The organism is Polaromonas sp. CG_9.11 (assembly GCF_015752225.1).
In the GTDB taxonomy this organism is placed as follows: domain Bacteria; phylum Pseudomonadota; class Gammaproteobacteria; order Burkholderiales; family Burkholderiaceae_C; genus Polaromonas.
Map to the genome: position 1 here is coordinate 100,705 of NZ_JADOVE010000007.1, position 19,784 is coordinate 120,488.

17 protein-coding genes, 3 pseudogenes and 1 riboswitch are annotated in these 19,784 nt (G+C 63.4%); of the genes and pseudogenes, 17 read left to right on the forward strand and 3 right to left on the reverse strand.

Translation table 11 applies throughout. The features are described from left to right. The first annotated feature begins 317 nt into the window (after positions 1 to 317). Both IWX85_RS07845 and IWX85_RS07850 read left to right on the forward strand, forming a co-directional pair. Positions 318 to 1,598: a phosphatidylserine/phosphatidylglycerophosphate/cardiolipin synthase family protein gene (locus IWX85_RS07845; protein ID WP_196869369.1), complete on the forward strand. Its 1,281-nt coding sequence runs from the start codon at positions 318 to 320 to the stop codon at positions 1,596 to 1,598. 188 nt (positions 1,599 to 1,786) lie between these two features. Then, positions 1,787 to 2,512: a pentapeptide repeat-containing protein gene (locus IWX85_RS07850; protein ID WP_196869370.1), complete on the forward strand. Its 726-nt coding sequence runs from the start codon at positions 1,787 to 1,789 to the stop codon at positions 2,510 to 2,512. Positions 2,513 to 2,932: 420 nt separating this feature from the next. Here IWX85_RS07850 and IWX85_RS07855 read toward each other — a convergent pair whose 3' ends face one another. After that, a complete protein-coding gene (locus tag IWX85_RS07855) occupies positions 2,933 to 3,310 on the reverse strand; it encodes an SDR family NAD(P)-dependent oxidoreductase (protein WP_231379631.1) in 378 nt (125 codons plus the stop codon). Positions 3,311 to 3,521: 211 nt separating this feature from the next. On the opposite strand from IWX85_RS07855, the gene IWX85_RS07860 reads away from it, so the two are divergent. After that, positions 3,522 to 4,022 carry a hypothetical protein gene (locus IWX85_RS07860; RefSeq protein WP_196869371.1) on the forward strand — a complete coding sequence of 167 codons (501 nt, stop codon included), beginning with the start codon at positions 3,522 to 3,524 and terminating at the stop codon, positions 4,020 to 4,022. Positions 4,023 to 4,511: 489 nt separating this feature from the next. Here IWX85_RS07860 and IWX85_RS07865 read toward each other — a convergent pair whose 3' ends face one another. Then, complete coding sequence (locus IWX85_RS07865) at positions 4,512 to 4,748, reverse strand: hypothetical protein (RefSeq protein ID WP_196869372.1); 237 nt, start codon at positions 4,746 to 4,748, stop codon at positions 4,512 to 4,514. A 223-nt stretch (positions 4,749 to 4,971) separates the two neighbouring features. Here IWX85_RS07865 and IWX85_RS20930 point away from each other — a divergent pair, with 223 nt between their 5' ends. The 12 genes and pseudogenes from IWX85_RS20930 to IWX85_RS07920 all read left to right on the forward strand — a co-directional run bounded on the left by IWX85_RS20930 (position 4,972) and on the right by IWX85_RS07920 (position 16,082). Beyond that, positions 4,972 to 5,253: a transposase gene (locus tag IWX85_RS20930; RefSeq protein WP_196869373.1), complete on the forward strand. Its 282-nt coding sequence runs from the start codon at positions 4,972 to 4,974 to the stop codon at positions 5,251 to 5,253. A gap of 278 nt (positions 5,254 to 5,531) precedes the next feature. Continuing rightward, complete coding sequence (locus IWX85_RS07875; RefSeq protein WP_036812548.1) at positions 5,532 to 5,990, forward strand: DUF6789 family protein; 459 nt, start codon at positions 5,532 to 5,534, stop codon at positions 5,988 to 5,990. A 305-nt stretch (positions 5,991 to 6,295) separates the two neighbouring features. Beyond that, positions 6,296 to 7,687, forward strand: coding sequence for a mercuric reductase (locus IWX85_RS07880; RefSeq protein WP_196869374.1), 1,392 nt, complete (start codon positions 6,296 to 6,298; stop codon positions 7,685 to 7,687). A gap of 83 nt (positions 7,688 to 7,770) precedes the next feature. Then, positions 7,771 to 8,286 carry a redoxin domain-containing protein gene (locus IWX85_RS07885; RefSeq protein WP_196869375.1) on the forward strand — a complete coding sequence of 172 codons (516 nt, stop codon included), beginning with the start codon at positions 7,771 to 7,773 and terminating at the stop codon, positions 8,284 to 8,286. A gap of 109 nt (positions 8,287 to 8,395) precedes the next feature. Next, positions 8,396 to 9,076, forward strand: coding sequence for a haloacid dehalogenase type II (locus tag IWX85_RS07890; protein ID WP_196869376.1), 681 nt, complete (start codon positions 8,396 to 8,398; stop codon positions 9,074 to 9,076). Then, positions 9,077 to 10,063, forward strand: a pseudogene (locus tag IWX85_RS07895) (NAD(P)/FAD-dependent oxidoreductase); the annotation flags it as partial. Positions 10,064 to 10,178: 115 nt separating this feature from the next. Then, the gene (locus tag IWX85_RS20935; RefSeq protein ID WP_370584246.1) at positions 10,179 to 10,508 is read left to right on the forward strand and encodes a hypothetical protein; all 330 of its coding nucleotides are present in this window, start codon (positions 10,179 to 10,181) and stop codon (positions 10,506 to 10,508) included. A gap of 37 nt (positions 10,509 to 10,545) precedes the next feature. Continuing rightward, complete coding sequence (locus IWX85_RS07900; RefSeq protein ID WP_196869378.1) at positions 10,546 to 11,355, forward strand: glucose 1-dehydrogenase; 810 nt, start codon at positions 10,546 to 10,548, stop codon at positions 11,353 to 11,355. Then, positions 11,342 to 13,294 carry a glycoside hydrolase family 15 protein gene (locus IWX85_RS07905; protein WP_196869379.1) on the forward strand — a complete coding sequence of 651 codons (1,953 nt, stop codon included), beginning with the start codon at positions 11,342 to 11,344 and terminating at the stop codon, positions 13,292 to 13,294. Before IWX85_RS07900 ends, IWX85_RS07905 begins: the two co-directional genes overlap by 14 nt. A gap of 37 nt (positions 13,295 to 13,331) precedes the next feature. Continuing rightward, positions 13,332 to 13,536: pseudogene (locus tag IWX85_RS07910) on the forward strand (IS630 family transposase); the annotation flags it as partial. A gap of 290 nt (positions 13,537 to 13,826) precedes the next feature. Further along, a pseudogene (locus tag IWX85_RS07915) lies at positions 13,827 to 14,944 on the forward strand (class I SAM-dependent DNA methyltransferase). Between the two features lie 160 nt (positions 14,945 to 15,104). Continuing rightward, positions 15,105 to 16,082 (forward strand): tripartite tricarboxylate transporter substrate binding protein, encoded by a 978-nt coding sequence (locus tag IWX85_RS07920; protein WP_036806336.1) that lies wholly within the window; start codon positions 15,105 to 15,107, stop codon positions 16,080 to 16,082. A gap of 17 nt (positions 16,083 to 16,099) precedes the next feature. Here the strand turns inward: IWX85_RS07920 and IWX85_RS07925 are convergent, their stop codons facing one another. Next, a complete protein-coding gene (locus tag IWX85_RS07925; protein WP_196869380.1) occupies positions 16,100 to 16,921 on the reverse strand; it encodes an HAD family hydrolase in 822 nt (273 codons plus the stop codon). Positions 16,922 to 16,992: 71 nt separating this feature from the next. Next, positions 16,993 to 17,067: riboswitch (S-adenosyl-L-homocysteine riboswitch) on the forward strand. Positions 17,068 to 17,166: 99 nt separating this feature from the next. Between IWX85_RS07925 and ahcY the strand changes: the two genes are divergently transcribed. Then, positions 17,167 to 18,603 carry an adenosylhomocysteinase gene (gene ahcY / locus IWX85_RS07930; RefSeq protein WP_036806331.1) on the forward strand — a complete coding sequence of 479 codons (1,437 nt, stop codon included), beginning with the start codon at positions 17,167 to 17,169 and terminating at the stop codon, positions 18,601 to 18,603. Positions 18,604 to 18,741: 138 nt separating this feature from the next. After that, positions 18,742 to 19,782, forward strand: a complete 1,041-nt coding sequence (locus IWX85_RS07935) for a TlyA family RNA methyltransferase (RefSeq protein WP_196869381.1) — start codon at positions 18,742 to 18,744, stop codon at positions 19,780 to 19,782. The last annotated feature ends 2 nt before the right edge of the window (positions 19,783 to 19,784 follow it).

Consider the following 19,784-nt stretch of genomic DNA (forward strand, 5'->3'; position numbering starts at 1 on the left):
ATCGGACCGGCATTTTTGGCCGCTACAGGCAGCCCGCATGCGCCATCATTGTTTGCCTGATCGTCAATGCGGCACAACCGGCGCCGCCCTGGTGCTTGCCATAGGCCCACTCCTCGGTACGGCAAAAGCGGCGAACAAAGGGGAAGACCTGGCGGTTTTTTGCGCGGTTCCCCTCGCATACCGTATCAGGCTACGCCAGCCGCCGCAAGCTCGTCGGCAATTACTCACCAGACAGACCTGACACCAAAGCGGCGGCGCATCGCGATATCCTGTCGGTCTTGTTCACAACTATCGCGGGTGCCGCCCGCAGCCTCTGCATGACGCCCTCGAAACTCGGATTCACCGTCGGCATTGCCGCCTTCGTGCTGACCACGCTGGCCTGGCTGCTGCTGCAAAACCTCTCGCTTGGCGACAAGCTGATCGACGAACGCATCGAGGTCGGCTATGCGGCCTCGGATCCGCAGTTCGAGCGTGTCATGGGCGCGGTGCTCGGCCCGACCATCGTCGGCGGCAACCGGGTCCAGGCATTGCAAAACGGCGATGAAATCTTCCCGGCGATGCTGGGGGCGATCCGCAGCGCGCAGCACACCATTACTTTCGAGACCTACATCTACTGGTCGGGATCAATAGGCAAGGAGTTTGCCCAAGCCCTGGCCGAGCGCGCCCGCGCCGGCGTGCGCGTGCATGTGATGCTCGACTGGTGGGGCAGCGGGCTCGAGGCGTCAAATCTGGACGCGATGCGCGCTGCCGGCATCGCGCTGCAGCGCTACAACCCGCCGCGCCTGACGACGCTGGGCCGCATGAACAACCGCACGCACCGCAAGCTGCTGGTGGTCGATGGCCGCACCGGGTTCACCGGTGGCGTCGGCATCGCCGATGCGTGGCGCGGCCAGGCGCAAGACCCGCAGCACTGGCGCGACGTGCACTACCGCGTCGAAGGGCCGGTGGTCGCGCAACTGCAGGCCGCGTTCCTGGACAACTGGGTTGGCCTCACCGGCCATCTGCTGCACGGCCAGAAGTACCTGCCGCCGTTACAGGCCGTCGGTACGCAGGCAGCGCAGGCCTTCACCAGTTCGCCCGGCGGCGGGGCCGAAAGCATGCAGCTGATGGTGTTGATGTCGATTGCCGCGGCGCGCAGCACACTGGCGCTGTCGATGGCGTATTTCGTTCCCGACAATGTGGCCGTCAACTCGCTGGTGGCCGCGGCGCGGCGCGGCGTTCGGGTGCAAATGATCGTGCCAGGCGCCCACACCGACAGCGAACTTGTGCGCCGCGCGTCGCGCTTCGAATGGGGCCCCTTGCTGCGCGCCGGCATTGAAATTTACGAGTACCAGCCGACCATGTACCACTGCAAGGTGATGATCGTCGATGGCCTGTGGACCTCCGTCGGCTCGACCAATTTCGACAGCCGCTCGTTCAGCGTCAACGACGAGGCCAATCTCAACGTGCTCGATGCATCGTTCGCCGAGGCGCAGCGCGCGACTTTCGATGCCGACCTGCAGCTGTCGCGCCGTGTGACGCTGGCCGAATGGGAGAGCCGGAGCTGGACCGACAAATTGCTCGACGCACTGGCCGGAACGCTGAGTTCGCAGTTGTAAGGCGCGTTGGTTCACTGGGCGCGTCTGTAAGCAAATGCCTACAGACTCAGATGCACCTGACCCACAAGGCCGGAGGGAATAGGGGTTTGAAATTGCCGGTCAAGCATTTTTTGAAATAGAAACGTGACAAAACCCCGTATGACTGAATCGATACCTGGCCAACGCATCCCGTGTTCGGGGATGAAAAAATGAAACGTCTCGATTGCGCTGCGACGTCTGGCGGGTTCGCGCGTCAGATGCCTGCCAGGCCGCCAGCGCGGCTAAAAGCCTTCGGGCTGCTGTCGGCATTGTTGGTGATCGGCGCGCTAGGCGCTTCCAGTGCTACGTTAGCTCAGAGCAGGACGCTTAACGGTTGTCGCATCGGCCCGGGCGCGTTGTGCCCCGATGTTCGTCTGTCAGACGCCAATTTGCGCAATGTCGACCTGACGGGCTCGCTGATGTCAGGCGTTCAACTCAATGGCGCGGAGCTGAGCGGCGCAAAGATGACGGATATCAATCTCAGAAAGGCCAATCTGCAGAGCGCGCGGCTCGATGGCGCTTTGCTCGCGAATGCCGATCTGGAAGATGCCAACCTGCAACAGGCATCGCTGCGCGGAGCCCGCTTGCCGAACGCCAACCTGCAGTCCGCCGACCTGCGCGAAGCCGATTTGCGCAAGGCTGTGTTGCGCGGTGCGAAGATGGTGTCGGCAAGCCTGACCGGTGCGACGCTGCAAGGTGCCGATTTGCGCCGCGCCAACTTTGATGCGGCGGATCTGGCGGGTGCTGATTTACGCAAAGCCGATTTGCGCGGCGCCAACTTCGAAGGCGCGAATCTGCGTGATGCCGACTTGCGTGGCGCCCGAATCGACGCGAGCATCCGCTGGATCAGTGCCGATACGCAAGGTTGCAAGGGTTGCCCGGCCCCACCGCGTTGAAGCAAAACCTCTATGAATCCAGGCACGCCAGTTCTCTGGCGCCTGATCGCGTTGGGATCCCCGGAGTCCTCTTACATTCAAGTCCATGCCCGTTTCCTGTGCCCTGTGCCCTTTAGGCATTGCCCTGCGTCCTCACCCTTGAGACGGTTCAGCACGGCCACTCCCTGAAGCTGGCCGGATTGAACCGGCTGCATGATTCGGGTTTGAGTAAAAAAGGTGCTCAAGCCCAACAAGAACGGGCGTAAATAGCTATAAAAAAAGAGCGACAACAGGGTTGGCATCAACTGCCCCGGATTTATTCAGGAGACATTCTTGCAGCGTCCACGTCCGCTCACTGCCTCACCATTGTTCCGCAACGCCGGATACAGCGCCATGCCGCCGTCGACATAAAGCGTCGCGCCGGTCACGCAGTCGGACTCGTCAGAGGCCAGCCACACAAGCGGCTTTGGCGACATCCTGTGCATTGCCGACGCGGCCAAACGGAATCAGCTGCATCAGCATCGCCACGCCGCCCTTCGATGCCGCGTGGTTGATGTGCCCGGCCCACGGAATGCGTTGATGGACCGACGAGATGCAGATAAGTTTTCCGGCCGCGCACGAGCGCTCGGCCACCACGCCACGTCGCAAGAACTCGCGAGCGGCTTCGCGGGCACAAAGGAACTGGCCGGTCAGGTTGACCGCGATCACCTGCTGCCAGTCGTCCAGGCTCATTTGCAACAGGTCGGCGTCGCGCTGGATGCCGGCGTTGTTGATCAAGATGTCAACGGTCCCTAAGGTCTGGACAGTCACGGCGAACATCGCCAGCACGTCGGGCTCCAGCGCAACAGCGGCTCCTGATCAATGTGCAGGAGCCGCTGTTGCGCTGGAGCGAGGTCGTGCTGGGTGCAGCACTTTTGGTGTGCGCGGCGCTGGTGCTGTCGTGGCGGGCCGCCTGGGCTCGCTGGCTGTGTGCCGGCATTGGGGCGCCGGTGATGACAGCGCCATTTTTGTTTTCAACCGGCTGGAAATCTTGACCGGCATCGTCGGCTCGCGGATGCGCTGGCGCACCATGCCATGGCTGGTGGTGCTGTTCGGGCTGATGATTGCGCCGCTGGGCATCACCTCGATTGTTTTCATCATCATCCAGCTGGTCATCATCGGCACCTGGAGCACGATTGCGCTGATCGGCGGGGCGGCGGTTTTGTTGCAGATTCCGTACTCGCTGGACGAGCTGCTGGCATCACTTCAGTTTTTGCGCCGACGCCAGAAAGCAGGCCAGAACTGGCTGCGCGTTCTATTTGTGGGCGATACCGGTGAGGAGCCGAAAGCAGCAAGCGCGAAGCGCACGAAACCGCTGGCTGACGAGTTCGATCAGCCGGCCGGCAATGTCCTCAAGAGCCTGCTGGGTGGAGGTGTCAGCCTGCCGCGGAACCTCGCACTGGCGGCGCTGATCGGTCTTGCGCTGCGGTTCACCCGCGTCACGCTGGGCGTTGATGGCACCCTGGCCAATGCCCATCATGTGATCGGCTAGCTGGGGCTGACCGTGGGGCAGCAGTAGAAGTGGCCGGGCCAGCGCGCTGGCTCGACGCGCTGGTGGGCGCAGCCCTGATCGCCACGCCGTTGTTGTAGGAGGCCAACACCTTGGCGGTGGCGGTCAGCGTGGCGCTGGGCTTGGCGCTGATTATGCTCAGCATCCGGCGCGGCAAGGTCCGCGAGCTTACTGCAACTGGAGCCGCTTGATTGATTCGCTTTAGCGGCGAAAAAATGCTGCTGTATTGATAGCTGACAGCCCAACTGATTGGGCCAGAGGCACTTTTTGCTTTGAAAACTGCCTGATGTCATCCAGCGTTGCCCGGCAGTTGCAGTGATGGTTCGGCAGCAGCCCACGCAGCATAGCAAAGAGACTCATGGTCCCGGCATGCCGTTGGATTTACTGTACGGGGATGTCCGGCACTGGCCGTGCCAGCAGTCGATGCTGATGCTTGACGGATGCCGACACGGACAACTACAGATCAGGTCATCATGCGCCGGTTTCATTACCGGTTCCTAGACGGTCTTCCGACTGGTCGTCAGCGCCCGCATCCTCCTCTCCATCGGTAATCACCCCGGCCTTCTTGACGGTGTTGCCGACGAGGCCGCTTTGCATGCCCCTGGTGCCAAGGCCGATGGGCGAACCCTCTTCGACGGGCTGGTTCGACTCGATCTCGGGCAGGTGGGTGTCTCCGGTCATCTTGGTATTGTCTTTGGGACTGGGCATGGGTTGCTCCTGTGTTGAAGAGACACCAATTTACGCCCGCCTGCAGCGCAGCCGCGTAGGAGAGGGCCGATCATTCTGATGTCAGGCGTAAGCCCAGTGGCGTTTTTTAACTACCGGCAGGACAGACCCGCTCGGAACTTTACAAACGTATTGGTGCCATAGCGCGACAAGCCAAGCATGCCGGCTCAGTCTGCCGCGCATCGGCTACGCGATGCAATTTGGCATGAATACACCGCCGAAATACAAGATCAGGATTGCAAGTGAATCCACACCCATCCGCATCACGGTGCGGTCGCGCCGCTCGATCAGTCCCACCAGAAACAAGGGGGTGACCGCAATGCCGAGCAGCGCCGCCAGCGTTGAAAAGCGCCCGACCTCGCTCAAAACCCGTGTGGCCACTTTGTTCCCCAACTCTGCCAGTTGCCTGCGCCTGGTCTGTGCCTTGCTGGTTGAACAAGACGAGGAGTGGATGACCGAAAAAATCTACCTGTCCATGAAACCCTGAGCATTGCCAATCCCCCATACCCAAAACTGAATCTGGGAAATTTACAGAAAATAAGTTGCACTGCCCAGTGGGGTGCTGTGCCACCTCGTCTTCTCCTACATCCCTATGGTCCGCTTTCGGACTGCGTGTTGCCGCATCGTGCACTAACTTTAAGGTCCACGACGCGGAGCGCATTCGTCTTTCGCCGCAAACAGATGCTGGCGGCCTGGGTAACTGCCAGAGCGAGGTCAGATTCACCGAGCAATCCAAGTCAGCTGCTAACTACCCAAGGAGAAGACATGAAAGACATACCAAAAGGCATGCTTGCAGGGCTCGCCGCTACCATCGTGCTGTCACTGCTGATGGTTATGAAGGCAATGATGGGCCTTATGCCGCAACTCGACCTTCCAAAAATGCTCGCTGGGATGATGGGTTCACCCGACAAGCCCCTCATTGGCTGGATTGTGCATTTCGCGATCGGTATCGTCGGCTACGGTATTGCCATCGCCGCTCTCGACGCGAAGCTGCCGGGAACGAGCCGCGTCGGACACGGGGTCATGCTCGGCGTCATCGGCTGGCTGATCATGATGTTGGTGTTAATGCCGATGGTCGGCGCTGGCCTGTTTGGGATGAACATGGGCATCATGGCTTCCATGATGACTTTGGTGCTGCATCTGGTCTTCGGCGCGGTTCTTGGTTGGGTTTATGGCCGGTCGGTCGCGTCGCGAGACGTGTCGAATTCACGGGCTCACGTTTGATTCGACTCGCTAGACAAAACCTTGACGAGAGGGTTGAGCATGCATGATCCCTTGACCTCCCGTGCGTCCTGCTGTTCGACGTTAACGAAACGCTGCTCGACATCCAGCCGATGTTGCCATTGGCTGAAACGCCCGAGTTCGATGCTGCCGATTTGCTCGGCTTCGCCGAAAAGCTATTTCCCAGTCCGGCGAACGAGGCAGCAACGGCCGTTACGGCGATGGTTGTCAGGTTATCGCGCTGCGGACGGGATAATTCCGGGTGCCGTTCTGCAAGGGCGTGAAGCTCAAGGCATGAGGAGCATCACATGAACAAGAGCAAGCCCGTTCTCGAGTTCGATGTCGCCGTGATCGGCGCCGGCCAGGCCGGACCGAACCTTGCCATGACGCTGGCTGGGCGCGGTGAGAAGGTTGCCCTGATTGAAGGGGGGCTGGTCGGCGGCTCATGCGTCAATTACGGTTGCACGCCAACCAAGACCCTGCGCAAAAGCGCGCGGGTCGCGTACCTGGCGCGTCGTGCCGGCGACTTCGGCATCCAGGCCGGGAAGGTCGAAATTGACTTCGCGGCCGCGATGGGGCGGATGCAGCAGCGGGTCGACGAGTCGCGCGCGGGGCTGGAAGCATCGATCACCGGTCAGGACGGCTTGACCTTGCTGCGGGGCTGGGGTGCCTTTACGGGCCGGGCCGGCGACCGGTTCGAGCTGACCGCCGGTGACCAGGCGCTGCGGGCAGCGCGGGTCTTCCTCAACACCGGCACCCGCGCGTTCATCCCGCCGCTGCCGGGCATCGATGACGTGCCGCAGCTGGACAACGTCAGCCTGCTCCAGCTGCGCGAGCGTCCGCGCCATCTGATCATCATTGGCGGCAGTTATATCGGCCTCGAAATGGGACAGATTTTTCGCCGGCTCGGCAGCGAGGTCACCGTGATCGAGGCCGGTCCGCGCATCACCGGCCACGAAAACGAGGCGGTTTCTAAAGCGATCACCGAAATGCTGCGGGGAGAAGGCATCCATTTCTACACCGGCAACGAGGTTGAGCGTGTAGAAAATATTTTCGATGCCGGGATCGCCGTGACGGTGGGTGGACAGCGGGTCGAAGGCTCGCACCTGCTGGTCGCCACCGGGCGCAGCCCGAACACCGAGCGCCTCAACCTGGCTGCAGTCGGGGTCAAGGCCGACGAGCGCGGCTTCGTGCCCACCAATGGCAAGCTTCAAACCAATGTTCCAGGCATCTGGGCAGTCGGCGACATCAACAAGCGCGGTGCCTTCACCCACACCAGCTACCAGGACGGCCAGATCGTGCTGGCCAATCTGAAAGGCGGCGCACGTTCCGCCGACGGCCGGGTATCGACCTACGCGATGTACACCGATCCGCCGCTGGGACGGGTCGGCCTGTCGGAGGACGACGCTAGAGAGTCGGGCCGCGCCACGCTGGTGGCGAATTTTCAGATGAAGGACGTCAGCCGGGCCAAGGAGGAGAGCGAGACCTCGGGCCTGATGCAGATATTGGTGGACGAGCAAAGCGAAGAGATCGTCGGTGCGTCGCTGCTGGGGTTCGGCTGCGACGAGGTGATCCAGGTGATCAGCAATTTTATGGCCACCGGCGCCCGCTACCAGGTGCTGCGCGATGCCTTGCCGATCCATCCCACGGTCGCCGAATTCCTGCCCTTCCTGCTGGACCAGCTCGAGCCGCTGAAGTAGCGCCGCACGGTTGACGCTCTGAGCGGCTGGTGAGCGCAGGCTTGGTCCTCTTTCTTTTATCTCAATTCTTTCCAGGAGCTTCAATGACACCCTCCCGCCTCACTGCCGGTTCACCCTTTCCTTCACTCGACTGGCCTGCCGTTGGCGGCGGCCACGTAAACCCTGCGAAGGGCGACGGATGGCGACTGTTGGTCGTCTACCGCGGCAAGCACTGTCCGCTGTGCAAAAAGTACCTCGCCACGCTCAACGAAATGCTCGGTGACTTCAAGGCCGCCAACCTTGATGTTTCGGTCCTGTCGGCCGATGGCTTGGAAAAGGCACGCACGGAGTCCGAAGAATGCGGCTGGAATTTCCCTGTGGGCTACGACCTGACCGTCGAGCAGGCCAAGCAACTTGGCCTGTACGTCTCGTCGCCACGCTCGCCGCAAGAGACCGACCAGCCCTTCGCCGAACCCGGAGTATTCGTCATCAATCCCAGGGGCCAGGTGCAGATCGTCGATGTCTCGAACGCGCCCTTCGCACGCCCGGACCTGCGGGCGCTGCTTGACGGCATTCGCTTCGTCATCGAGAAGGACTACCCGGTACGCGGCACCGCTTGAGGCCCGCGAACTCAAGCGGTAAAAATTCCTCATCGCGGCAGCAGCCCTCGACAACATCTCCCGGCCGGAAGGCCGATCATGAGTAGCCCCCAAACTTCAGGATATCTACATGACCAGCCCCGCGCCCCGCCCCAAGGTCCTGATCTTCGACGTCAACGAGACCTTGCTCGACATGGCGCCGATCAAGCAGGCGATGGACGACCTGCTGCTGGCGCCCGACAGCTCCGCCCTCTGGTTTTCGACCCTGTTGCACCATTCACTGGTGATGAGCGTGGCCGACCGCTATGCCGATTTCATGGACATCGGCGTGGCCGCATTGCAGATGGTGGGTCGTAACCGCGACCTGGCCATCGACGACGCCGATGCCAGGCAGTTGCTGAGCGGCATGCGCAGCCTCGCGCCGCACCCTGATGTCGTCCCTGCGCTTGAGCGGCTGCAGCGCGCCGGCTTTCGCCTGGCGACACTGACGAACTCTTCGCAGGCGGCGGTGATGGCGCAACTCAACCACGCCGAACTCACCCACTTCTTCGAGCAGCAGTTGAGCGTCGAGACGCCACAGCGGTTCAAGCCGCACGCCAGCGTCTACCGCTGGGCGGTCGGCAAACTCGACGCGCAATCGGCCGACTGCATGTTGGTGGCGGCCCACGGCTGGGACGTGGCCGGCGCAAAGTGGGCGGGCCTGCAGGCAGCGTTCATCGCCCGCCCGCACCAGCAGCAGTTCCCGCTGGCCGAGCCGCCGGATATCGACGTGGCGGATTTCAGCGCACTGGCCGATGCGCTCGGTGCCTGAATGACCGCCGCGCAGCCGACCGGCCCCGGCGGTCCGAAAGTCCTCAAGGTCGATCTCTGCGTCATTGGCGCCGGCTCGGCCGGCCTTTCGGCGGCATCAACGGCCGCGCAGCTCGGCGTGCGGGTGGTGCTGATCGAGCGAGGCGAGATGGGCGGGGAATGCCTGAACACCGGCTGCGTGCCCTCAGAGGCCCTGCTGGCGGCGGCGCGGACGGCACACGCGATGCGCAGCGCCGGCGGCTGCGGCATCGAGGCGGTCGAACCGTGCGTCGATTTCGCCGCGGTCCATGCGCACGTGCACCAGGTGATCGCCGCCATTGCACCGCACGATTCGGTCGAGCGCTTTGAGGGGAAGGGCGCGCACGTCATCCGTGCCGAGGCCCGCTTCGTGGCGCCGTGCGTCCTGATGGCCGGCGGGCAGCGCATCGAGGCCCGGCGCGTGACCATCGCCACCGGCTCAGCGCCCGTCGCCCCGAAGATCGATGGCCTCGATGCGGTGCCGTACTTCACCAACGAGTCGATCTTCGACAACCGCACGCTCCCCGCGCACCTGCTGATCATCGGCGCGGGCCCGCTCGGCCTGGAGATGGCGCAGGCACATCGCCGGCTGGGCTCGCAGGTCACCGTGATCGAGCGCAGCAAGGCGATGCCGCACGACGATGCCGGCCATGTCGCCGAGCTGCTGAAGATCCTGGCAGCCGAGGGCGTGACGATCCGCCAGCAGGTCGAGGTGACCAGCGCCCGCCAGGATGAGTCTGGCATCACCCTCGGTGTGGTTGAAGGCGGCCAGCACGGCGAGGTGCGGGGCTCGCTCCTGCTGGTGGCGGCCGGACGGCGGCCGCGGCTGGAGGCGCTCGATCTCGACAGGGTCGGCGTGAAGACCGACGCCCGCGGCGTCGTCGTCGATGCGAAGCTGCGGACCAGCGCGCGCGGCGTCTACGCGATCGGCGACGTCGTTGCCAAGTCGCCGCAGTTCACGCACGTGGCCGGCCATCAAGCCGGCATCGCTGTCCAGAATGCTTTGCTCGTTCCGTACGCCAAGACCGACTACGCGTCGCTCACCCGGGGCGACCTATTGCGACCCCGAGCTGGCGCTCGTCGGCATGGTCGAAGACGAGGCCCGCAAGCAGCACCGCGGCGACGTGCGCATGCTGGAGGTCGAACTCGGCGGCAACGACCGGGCCCGGACGGAGCGCGCGGCGCGCGGGTCGATCCGGCTCGTCGCCCATCGCAACGGCTGCGTCCTCGGGGTCTCGATCCTGGCAGCGCACGCCGGCGAACTCGCCCATGCGTGGGTGCTGGCGATCGGCGCCGGCTTGAAGCTCAAGGTTGTGGCGCGCATGATCGCGCCATATCCGACGCTCGGCGAGGTCAACAAGGCGGTGGCCGGCGAGTTCTACAAACCGAAGCTGTTCGGCGCGCTGTCAAGATGAGTCGTCGCGCTTTTCTCCCCTCTCCCATGAGGATTCGATGAGCCCCTCCGGACGCCCGCTCGAAGGTCAGAAGGCCCTGGTCACCGGCGCCAGCTCCGGCATTGGCGCGGCCGTGGCGGTGGCGCTGGCCCGCGCCGGTGCCGCCGTCGGCGTCAATTACCATAGCGGCAGCGAAGCAGCGGATGCGGTGGTGGCGCAGATCCGGAGCGTCGGCGGCGAGGCCCTGCCGGTTCGCGCCGACGTCTCCGACGAAGCCGATGTCGTGCGGATGTACGACGCCGTCCACGCAGCCTTCGGTCGCATCGACATCGTCGTCGCCAACGCCGGGCTGCAGAAGGACGCGGCGATCGCAGACATGACCCTTGAGCAGTGGCGCGGCGTCCTTGACGTCAACCTCACCGGCCAGTTTTTGTGCGTTCGCGAAGCCGTACGCCGCTTCATGGCCCAGGACACCACGCTTGTCTCCCGGGCACGCGGCAAGATCGTCTGCATGAGTTCGGTACACCAGCAGATTCCCTGGGGCGGTCACGCAAACTATGCGGCCTCCAAGGGAGGCGTGACGATGCTGATGCAAAGCGTCGCACAGGAAGTCGCCGGACAGGGAATCCGCATCAACAACATTGCTCCCGGCGCGATCAAGACCGACATCAACGAGGATGCCTGGAACACGCCCGAGGCCCGGGAGAAACTGCTCAAGCTGATTCCCTACGGGCGCATCGGAGCGCCGGACGACGTCGCCCGTGCAGCCGTGTGGCTGGTCTCCGACGATGCCGATTACGTCACCGGCACGACACTCTTCGTTGACGGCGGCATGAGCCTCTACCCCGCATTCCGTGACAACGGCTGAAGCTTTCGCCGGCGGCGCCGCTCAGCCCCGTGGCTATCGGCCAATCGGGGACTATGCCCTGATTGGCGACTGCCACAGCGCGGCGCTGGTCGCCAGCGACGGCAGCATCGACTGGGCCACCCTGCACCGCTTTGACGCCGATCCCGTTTTCTGCCGCATGCTCGATGCTGGCCGGGGCGGTTTCTGGTCGTTGCACCCGCGCGATGCCTGGACGTCGAGCCGCGCCTACCTGCCGGGCACCAATATCCTGCGGACCGTGTTCAGCACGGCCTCGGGCGAAGTCGCTGTCACCGACTTCATGCCGGTCGGGCGCCAGCTCGACGCCGGGGTCAACGACTACGTGCGCCTGAACGCACCGGCCTGGATCGTGCGCCGGGTCGAATGCCTGAGCGGCGTGGTCGAGATGGAGACGGCCTACCGCCCCTCGCGCGCCTTCGCACGTGAGGGCGTGAGCCTCGCCGCCGAGTGCGGTGTCGTCGACGCGGGAGCCGAAATGCCACGCCTATTCGCCGAGCTCGACTACAAGCTTGAGCACGACCTCGCGACAGCCGCGTGGACGATGACTGCCGGCGCGTGCCGAGACCTCGTCCTCGCCGGCAACACCATCGCTGGCCAGGCCCCCGCCGACCGTGTCGCCGAATTCCTGGCTGCCACCTGCGCCTTTTGGACTGAATGGATCGGGTATTGCCGCTACCGCGGCCCGTTCGAGACGGAGGTGCGGCGCAGCGCGCTGACCCTCAAGCTGCTGACCTACGCGCCGACCGGCGCGATCGTGGCCGCACCGACGACTTCTTTGCCCGAAGGCATCGGCGGCGAACGCAACTGGGACTACCGTTACTGCTGGGTGCGCGATTCGTCGTTTGCGCTGTATGCGCTCGCAGTGCTCGGCTACAGCGGCGAGGCCGGGTGCTTCCACGAGTTCCTGCTGGGTGTCATCAGCCGTTCACTCCCCGAAGTCCGGCCGCTGTACGGGATCGACGGTGCGCTCGACCTGACCGAGACGACGCTCGATCATCTGGAGGGATATGCCGCAAGCTCCCCGGTGCGGCAAGGCAATGGCGCCTACCTGCAACGCCAGATCGACGGCTACGGACAAATCCTCGACCTCGCCCTGATGTACCAGGCTCTCGGCGGCAAGCTCGACCGACAATACCGTCGGCTGCTCGAAGCAGTTGCAAACTTCATCGCTGCGCACTGGTCCGAGCCCGACCAGGGTATCTGGGAAATGCGAGGCCCGCCGCGCCACCATGTCCACGGCAAGTTGATGTGCTGGGTCGGTCTTGACCGTGCAGCCCGTTTGCTCGGTGACCACTGGAAAGCCGCCGCGCGTGCGATTGCCGATGACATCCGCGTCTGCGGTGTATCGGCGGACGATGGCGCCCTGCAGCAGGCCTACGATGGCGGCACCGACGCGGCGGTGCTGCTGGCGCCAATGCTCGGCTTTGCATCACCGCCGGGTACCCTGGAGGCCACGATCGCGCGCGTCCGGCGTACGCTCGGGCGCGGCGAGTTCATCGGGCGCTATGTCGGCGAGGACGGTCTCGAAGGCGAGGAGGGAGCCTTCCTGGTCTGCAGCTCCTGGCTGATCGACGCCGAACTGGCAGCTGGCCGCATCGACACTGCGCGCAGCATGATCGAGAAGCTCGTCGGCTGCGCCAACGATGTCGGTCTCTATGCTGAAGAGGTCGTGCCCGACGACGGCCGGATGCTCGGCAACTTCCCGCAGGCGCTGACGCACCTTGGGCTCATCGGCAACGTCATTAACCTGCAGCTGGCGCAGCGCCAGGGCGCCGACCGACTGACCGGCAGCTACGCCGATCGGGCGCATGCGGCCGTGTCGGCAACCTTTGGCTGGCGAGGGGTCCTCTCTGGGATGCTGGCGTCGCGGCGCTTCGCCCGAATCTTTTCTTCGCGGCGTTCGAAGCTGGCCTGGCCCTAGTGTCGCGTCACGAACTATGTGACGTGGACAAGGGGGGATGGGACATTACAAAGTCACCTTGTCAGAGCAGGAAAGAGCCGAGTTGCAGGGCATCGCAGGCAAGGGCACGCACGCAGCGTCCAAGGTCATCAATGCCTTGATACTGCTCAACTGCGACCAAGCCGGGGGGTCGCGCCGAGCGTCCCCGCACCTGCGACATCGCGGCCATGCTGTGCGTGAGCGAGCGCAAGGCGGACCGGATCATGGCGACTACCTGGAGCAGCTGACCTGCCTGCTGTTCCTGAAAATGGCGCACGAGTACGCGCAAGAACCGTACAAGCGCGACACGCATATCCCCAAAGGCTACGACTGGCCCACGCTGAAAGCCAAGGTGGGCGAGCCGCTGGAGGCGCAGTACCTGGCCACGCTGCACCGGTTGGGCCCCGAGAAAGGCATGCTGGGCGCAATTTTCTTCAAGGCGCAAAACAAGATCCAGGACCCGGCCAAGCTGTCGCGGCTGGTGCAGCTGATCGACGCCGACAGCTGGGTCGGCATGGACACCGACACCAAGGGCGACCTGTACGAAGGCCTGCTGCAAAAGAACGCCGAAGACACCAAGAGCGGCGCAGGCCAGTACTTCACGCCGCGCGCGCTGATCCAGGCGATAGTCGAATGCGTACGGCCGGAGCCATTGAAAACCATTGCCGACCCGGCCTGCGGCTCGGGCGGCTTTTTTCTGGGCGCGCAGCAGTGGCTGCTGGCGCAAAGGCTGAACCGCAAAGCCGCCGAATTTTTGCGTGACAAGACCTTTCACGGTAACGAGATCGTGGCGGGTACGCGGCGCATGTGCCTGATGAACCTGTTCTTGCCCAACATTGGCGACCTGACTGGCGAGCCGACGGTGGACCGCGCCGATGCGCTGATTGCCGATCCCGGCGCGCGCTTTGACTATGTGCTGGCGAATCCGCTGTTCGGCAAGAAGAGCAGCATGACCATCACCAATGCCGCGGGCGACGAGGACCGCGATGCGCTGACCTGCGAACAGCAGGATTTCTGGGAAACCACGTCGAACAAGCAGCTGAACTTCTTGCAGCACATCGTCACCCTCCTGAAACCAACGGCCAGGCGGCGGTGGTGCTGCCCGACAACGTGTTGTTCGAGGGCGGTGCGGGCGAGAAAATCCGCCGCAAGCTGCTCGAAACCTGCGACGTTCACCCCGTGCTTCGCCTGCCGACCGGGATTTTTTACGCCCAGGGCGTGAAGGCCAATGTGGTGTTTTTTGATGCCAAGCCGAAAGACGGCAAGGTGCATACCCAAGGTGTGTGGTTCTATGACCTGCGCACCAACAAGCATTTCACGCTGAAAACCCGCACGCTGAAAGTTGAAGACTTGCAGGATTTCATCACCGGCTATCGCACGGCAAACCGCCACCAGCGCACTGAGACCGAACGATTCAAACGCTATTCGTATGCCGAACTGGTGGCAAGGGACAATGCCAGTCTGGACATTTTCTGGCTCAAGGGCGACACGCTGGACAACCTCGACGACCTGCCGCCACCCGATGTGCTGCAGCAAAAAATCATCGACCACCTGGAAGCGGCGCTGGCAGCGTTCCGGGACGTGGCGGCAGGGCTGCCGACCACGAACGATCAGGCGCTATCAACAAAATAGCTGCTTACACCTGCGCCCATTGCGCAAAAGCCCTGAAAGGCTTGTAAAACCAGCTGACGCGCAGGTGACAGCGCTTCAGGTGTTGCCCTGATGTGGTTGGAGCCAAGGTGACGCATCATCAGGGTTTCGCCAACCGCCAGACTTTTAAGGAGACGCTTACATGCAACGCCGCCAACTACTCCAATCCGCTGCCGTCCTGGCCGTTCCCGCGCTGGGTTCGCTGGGCGCCGCCTTCGCCCAGGCCCAGGGCTTTCCGGTCCGGCCGATCAAGCTCATCGTTGCCTTTCCAGCCGGTGGGCCGACCGACATCACCATGCGCTCGCTGGCCGAAAACGCGTCGAAAATCCTCGGCCAGCCGGTCATCATCGACAACAAGCCCGGTGCCGGCGGCACGCTGCCGGCGCAGCAGCTGCAGACCGCGCCAGCCGACGGCTACACGCTCGCGCAGATTCCGCTGGGCGTGTTCCGCCTGCCCTACACCACCAAGATCAACTGGGACCCGGTCAAGGACATCAGCTATGTGCTCAACATCACCGGCTATGCCTTTGGCATCGTCGTGCCGGCCGACTCGCCGTTCAAGACCTGGGCCGACTTGGTCGCCTATGCCAAGGCCAATCCGGGCAAGCTGACCTACGGCTCGACCGGCACGCTGACCAGTCCGCACCTGACCACCGAGCTGATCGCGCAAAAGGCCGGCATCGAACTGCAGCACATTCCCTACAAGGGCAGCGCCGACCTCATGCTGGCGGTGCTCAGCGGCCAGCTGATGGCGGCGGCCGACAGCACCGGCTTTGCGCCGCAGGTCGAGGCCGGCAAGCTGCGGGTGCTCAACACCTGGGGCGACAAGCGGCTGGACAAGTTTCCGAATGCGCCGACGCTCAAGGAACTGGGCTACGACATTGTGCAGAACTCGCCCTTCGGCATTGGCGCGCCCAAGAACACGCCGCCCGAGGTGGTCAGGCGGCTGCACGATGCGTTCAAGAAAGCCATGGAAGAACCCAGCTACGTGACGGCGCTGGGCCGCTACGACATGCAGCCCAACTACATGGGCACGGCCGACTACAGCAAGTTTGCGCAGGAAACCTTCCTGAAGGAAAAGGCGCTGGTCGAAAAGCTGGGGCTGGGCAAGCCGTCCTGACGCGGTCCGCTACCGCTTCAAGCGGTACGGGCTGCCAGCACGGCCGCCGCCACTTCGGCAAAGCCGGCGCCGCGCTCGCCCCGGGTGATGTAGCGCGGCAGGTGGCTGAGCTGCGCCTCAAAGCGCCGCACATTGGCCACGCCGATGCTGTTGCCGAAGGCCTCGAACATCCGCTGGTCGTTGGTCGAGTCGCCGACGTAAACCCAGCGGTCCCTTTCGGCTTCCAGGTCGCGTCCCAGCAACTCGCGAACGATCCAGCCCGCGCCCTGCAGCTTGTCGTGGTCGCCCAGCCAGCCGTTGATGTGGATCGAGCTGACGGTGGCATTCAAGCCTTCGCTGCGCATGATGCGCACCACATCGGCAACCTGCGCCATGTCCAGGTGCTCGAATTCGCTGTGGTCGATGGCGATGTCGGTTTCCCGCCCGGGCGAGTCGGTGGCGCGGCGGGCATCCGGCAGTTCGCGCTCGATGCGCGCCAGCACCGCCTGCAGGCGCGCCAGGTTGGCCGCGCGGGTTGATGCATCCGATTGGTATATTTTTGATAGCGCCTGGCGCCCGCCAGCCGTGCGGAAAATGCCTTTTTTATTGTTAACCAAGGCCACGGCGCCGTTCTCGGCCACGATGGCATCGACCGGCCAGGCCAGCGCAAAGGGTTCGCTCCAGCCCACTGGCCGGCCGGTGATGGCCATGACGTCAAGGCCGGCGCTTTTCAGGGCGGTCAGTGCAGCCAGCGCGTCGGGCGTGATGGCGCCTTCGGTGGTCAGGGTGTCGTCAATGTCGGTGAAAACGCCGGTGATTCGGCTGCGACGGTCCATTGGCCAGTGTTCAAGTGCTTGCATCGGTTCATTTTGGCATGCAGGCTTTTGTCGGGATGCGCGGCCTGGTTTGACGTGTTCTGTACAATGCACCCTCTCCTGAGGAGCGTTGCAACCCACGGCATGTGGTCTAGGCTCAGGACTTTTTCTTGCAACCACGCTCACCCGCATGTGCCTTGATGCCGGGTGAGTGAATTCCACACTTTCCTTCACAAGCCCTGCGGTCGTGGCTATTTTGCCCGCTTGACCCTGATTTTGGAGAGACCCAAATGAACGCCGTTTTGAAGACCATCCTGAATACCGACCACATCATCGCCGACTTGACCCTGGCCGCGTGGGGACGCAAGGAACTGAAGATTGCCGAGACCGAAATGCCCGGCCTGATGGCGATTCGCCAGGAATTTGCCGCTGCCCAGCCGCTCAAAGGCGCACGCATCACCGGCTCGCTGCACATGACGATCCAGACCGGCGTGCTGATCGAAACGCTGCAGGCGCTGGGCGCCGAAGTGCGCTGGGCATCGTGCAACATTTTCTCGACGCAGGACCATGCCGCCGCCGCGATTGCCGCCGAAGGCACGCCAGTGTTCGCCATCAAGGGCGAAACCCTGGCCGATTACTGGGACTACACGCACCGCATTTTCGAGTTCACTGGCCACAAAGGCACGCCGGAAGAAGGCCCGAACATGATCCTGGACGACGGCGGCGATGCGACGCTGCTGATGCACCTGGGCGCCCAGGCTGAAACCGATGCCAGCGTGATCTCCCGGCCCGGCAGCGAAGAGGAAATCTGTCTGTTCGCCGCCATCAAGGCCAAGCTGGCAAAAGACCCGACCTGGTACAGCCGCCGCCTGAAAAACATCATCGGCGTGACCGAGGAAACCACCACCGGCGTGCTGCGCCTGAATGAAATGTCGGTCAAGGGCACGCTGGCGTTTCGCGCCATCAATGTGAACGATTCGGTCACCAAGTCCAAGTTCGACAACCTCTACGGCTGCCGCGAGTCGCTGGTCGATGCCATCAAGCGCGCCACCGACGTGATGATCGCCGGCAAGGTTGCCGTGGTTGCCGGCTACGGCGACGTGGGCAAGGGCTCGGCCCAAGCGCTGCGCGCGCTGAGCGCCCAGGTCTGGGTGACCGAGATCGACCCGATCAACGCGCTGCAAGCCGCCATGGAGGGCTACAAGGTCGTGACCATGGAATACGCCGCCGACAAGTGCGACATCTTCGTCTCCGCCACCGGCAACAAGAACGTCATCACCTATGACCACATGGCGGCCATGAAAGACCAGGCCATCGTTTGCAACATCGGCCATTTCGACAACGAAATCGACGTGGTGGCGCTGGAAAAATGCACCTGGGAAGAAATCAAGCCGCAGGTGGACCATGTGATCTTCCCGGACGGCAAGCGCATCATCCTGCTGGCCAAGGGCCGCCTCGTGAACCTGGGCTGCGGCACCGGCCACCCGAGCTTCGTGATGTCGTCGAGCTTTGCCAACCAGACGATTGCCCAGATCGAGCTGTTCACCAAACAGGCTGAATACGACGCCGGCAAGGTCTATGTGTTGCCAAAGCACCTTGACGAAAAAGTCGCCCGCCTGCACCTGAAAAAGGTCGGCGCCATGCTGTCCGAACTGAGCGACGAGCAGGCCGCGTACATTGGCGTGTCCAAAGCCGGCCCGTACAAAGCCAACACCTACCGCTATTGAAGTGGTTGGCGTCCCCTGCATCACGGTGCGGGGGGTTTTTAAGCCATATTGGCCTCCGGCGCATGCTGTGCATGCGTTGTCAGCTATCAAGATGATAGTTTCATTTCCCTGCACGCAACCTTGACGTTGCCCGAACCTATGCGCGCTGATCTATTTCTTGTCGAACACGGCCATGCCACCACCCGTTCCCAGGCCCAGCGCCTGATTGCCTCTGGCGTGCACTGGCGGGTTGACGAGGCGGTGGCGTGGAAAAAAATCGCCAAGAACGGCGACGAGATTCCCGCCGCTGCCGAACTGCAACTGCTTGACACCACCGAAGCGAAATACATCTCGCGCGGCGGCCTCAAGCTTGAAGGTGCACTGAAGGCTACCGGCCTGAAGGTGAGTGGCCTGCGCTGCCTCGACATCGGACAGTCCACCGGCGGCTTCACCGACTGCCTGCTGCAGCACGGCGCTGCGCAGGTCGTGGGTGTCGATGTCGGCCATGGTCAGTTGCACGACAGCCTGCGCAGCGACGAGCGCGTGGTCTGCATCGAGGGGGTGAATGCGCGGTCGCTGACAGCCGACGAACTGAGCGAGCATTACCGCCGCGCCTTGCATGGCCGCAGCCTGGGTGACGATGCGTTTGCCGATGTCGAGGAAGACGGCTACAGCGACCAGGACATGGACGGGTTCGATCCGGTGTTCGACTTCCTGACAGGCGACCTGTCCTTTATCTCGCTGACGCTGGTGCTGCCCGCCGTGGCGCGCCTGCTCAAGGCCGACGGCCAGCTGTTGATGCTGGTCAAGCCGCAGTTCGAGCTGCAGCCCGGCCAGATCGGCAAGGGCGGCATCGTGCGCGACGCGGTGCATTTCGAGTTTGTGGAAAAGCGCCTGCGCGATGCCTGTGCCGCTTTGGGGCTGGAGGTCAAGGGCTGGCTGGCGTCGCCGATTGCCGGCGGCGACGGCAACCGCGAATTCTTCATCCATGCCCAGAAGGGCCACGAAGTAGAAGGCGAAGACCAGCCACTGGCCGCCGCGCCAAAACGACAAGTTGCCAAGCGCGTGTCGCGCAGCGAAATGCGCGCCTCCCGCGAGCCGCACGAAGACTCCGAGGCGGCCGAGGCCGCGCATGCCGGCCAGCATGGCCCGGCCAAGCGGCGCGGCAAGAAAGCCGACGACAACGCCACCAGCGACTAGAA

What these genes read in the sequence shown, in the direction of transcription:
- IWX85_RS07845 (WP_196869369.1), top strand. Translation starts at nt 318, where the DNA reads ATGACGCCCTCGAAACTCGGATTCACCGTCGGCATTGCCGCCTTCGTG.
- IWX85_RS07850 (WP_196869370.1), top strand. Translation starts at nt 1,787, where the DNA reads ATGAAACGTCTCGATTGCGCTGCGACGTCTGGCGGGTTCGCGCGTCAG.
- IWX85_RS07855 (WP_231379631.1), bottom strand. Translation starts at nt 3,310, where the DNA reads ATGTTCGCCGTGACTGTCCAGACCTTAGGGACCGTTGACATCTTGATC.
- IWX85_RS07865 (WP_196869372.1), bottom strand. Translation starts at nt 4,748, where the DNA reads ATGCCCAGTCCCAAAGACAATACCAAGATGACCGGAGACACCCACCTG.
- IWX85_RS20930 (WP_196869373.1), top strand. Translation starts at nt 4,972, where the DNA reads ATGAATACACCGCCGAAATACAAGATCAGGATTGCAAGTGAATCCACA.
- IWX85_RS07875 (WP_036812548.1), top strand. Translation starts at nt 5,532, where the DNA reads ATGAAAGACATACCAAAAGGCATGCTTGCAGGGCTCGCCGCTACCATC.
- IWX85_RS07880 (WP_196869374.1), top strand. Translation starts at nt 6,296, where the DNA reads ATGAACAAGAGCAAGCCCGTTCTCGAGTTCGATGTCGCCGTGATCGGC.
- IWX85_RS07885 (WP_196869375.1), top strand. Translation starts at nt 7,771, where the DNA reads ATGACACCCTCCCGCCTCACTGCCGGTTCACCCTTTCCTTCACTCGAC.
- IWX85_RS07890 (WP_196869376.1), top strand. Translation starts at nt 8,396, where the DNA reads ATGACCAGCCCCGCGCCCCGCCCCAAGGTCCTGATCTTCGACGTCAAC.
- IWX85_RS20935 (WP_370584246.1), top strand. Translation starts at nt 10,179, where the DNA reads ATGGTCGAAGACGAGGCCCGCAAGCAGCACCGCGGCGACGTGCGCATG.
- IWX85_RS07900 (WP_196869378.1), top strand. Translation starts at nt 10,546, where the DNA reads ATGAGCCCCTCCGGACGCCCGCTCGAAGGTCAGAAGGCCCTGGTCACC.
- IWX85_RS07920 (WP_036806336.1), top strand. Translation starts at nt 15,105, where the DNA reads ATGCAACGCCGCCAACTACTCCAATCCGCTGCCGTCCTGGCCGTTCCC.
- IWX85_RS07925 (WP_196869380.1), bottom strand. Translation starts at nt 16,921, where the DNA reads ATGCAAGCACTTGAACACTGGCCAATGGACCGTCGCAGCCGAATCACC.
- ahcY (WP_036806331.1), top strand. Translation starts at nt 17,167, where the DNA reads ATGAACGCCGTTTTGAAGACCATCCTGAATACCGACCACATCATCGCC.
- IWX85_RS07935 (WP_196869381.1), top strand. Translation starts at nt 18,742, where the DNA reads ATGCGCGCTGATCTATTTCTTGTCGAACACGGCCATGCCACCACCCGT.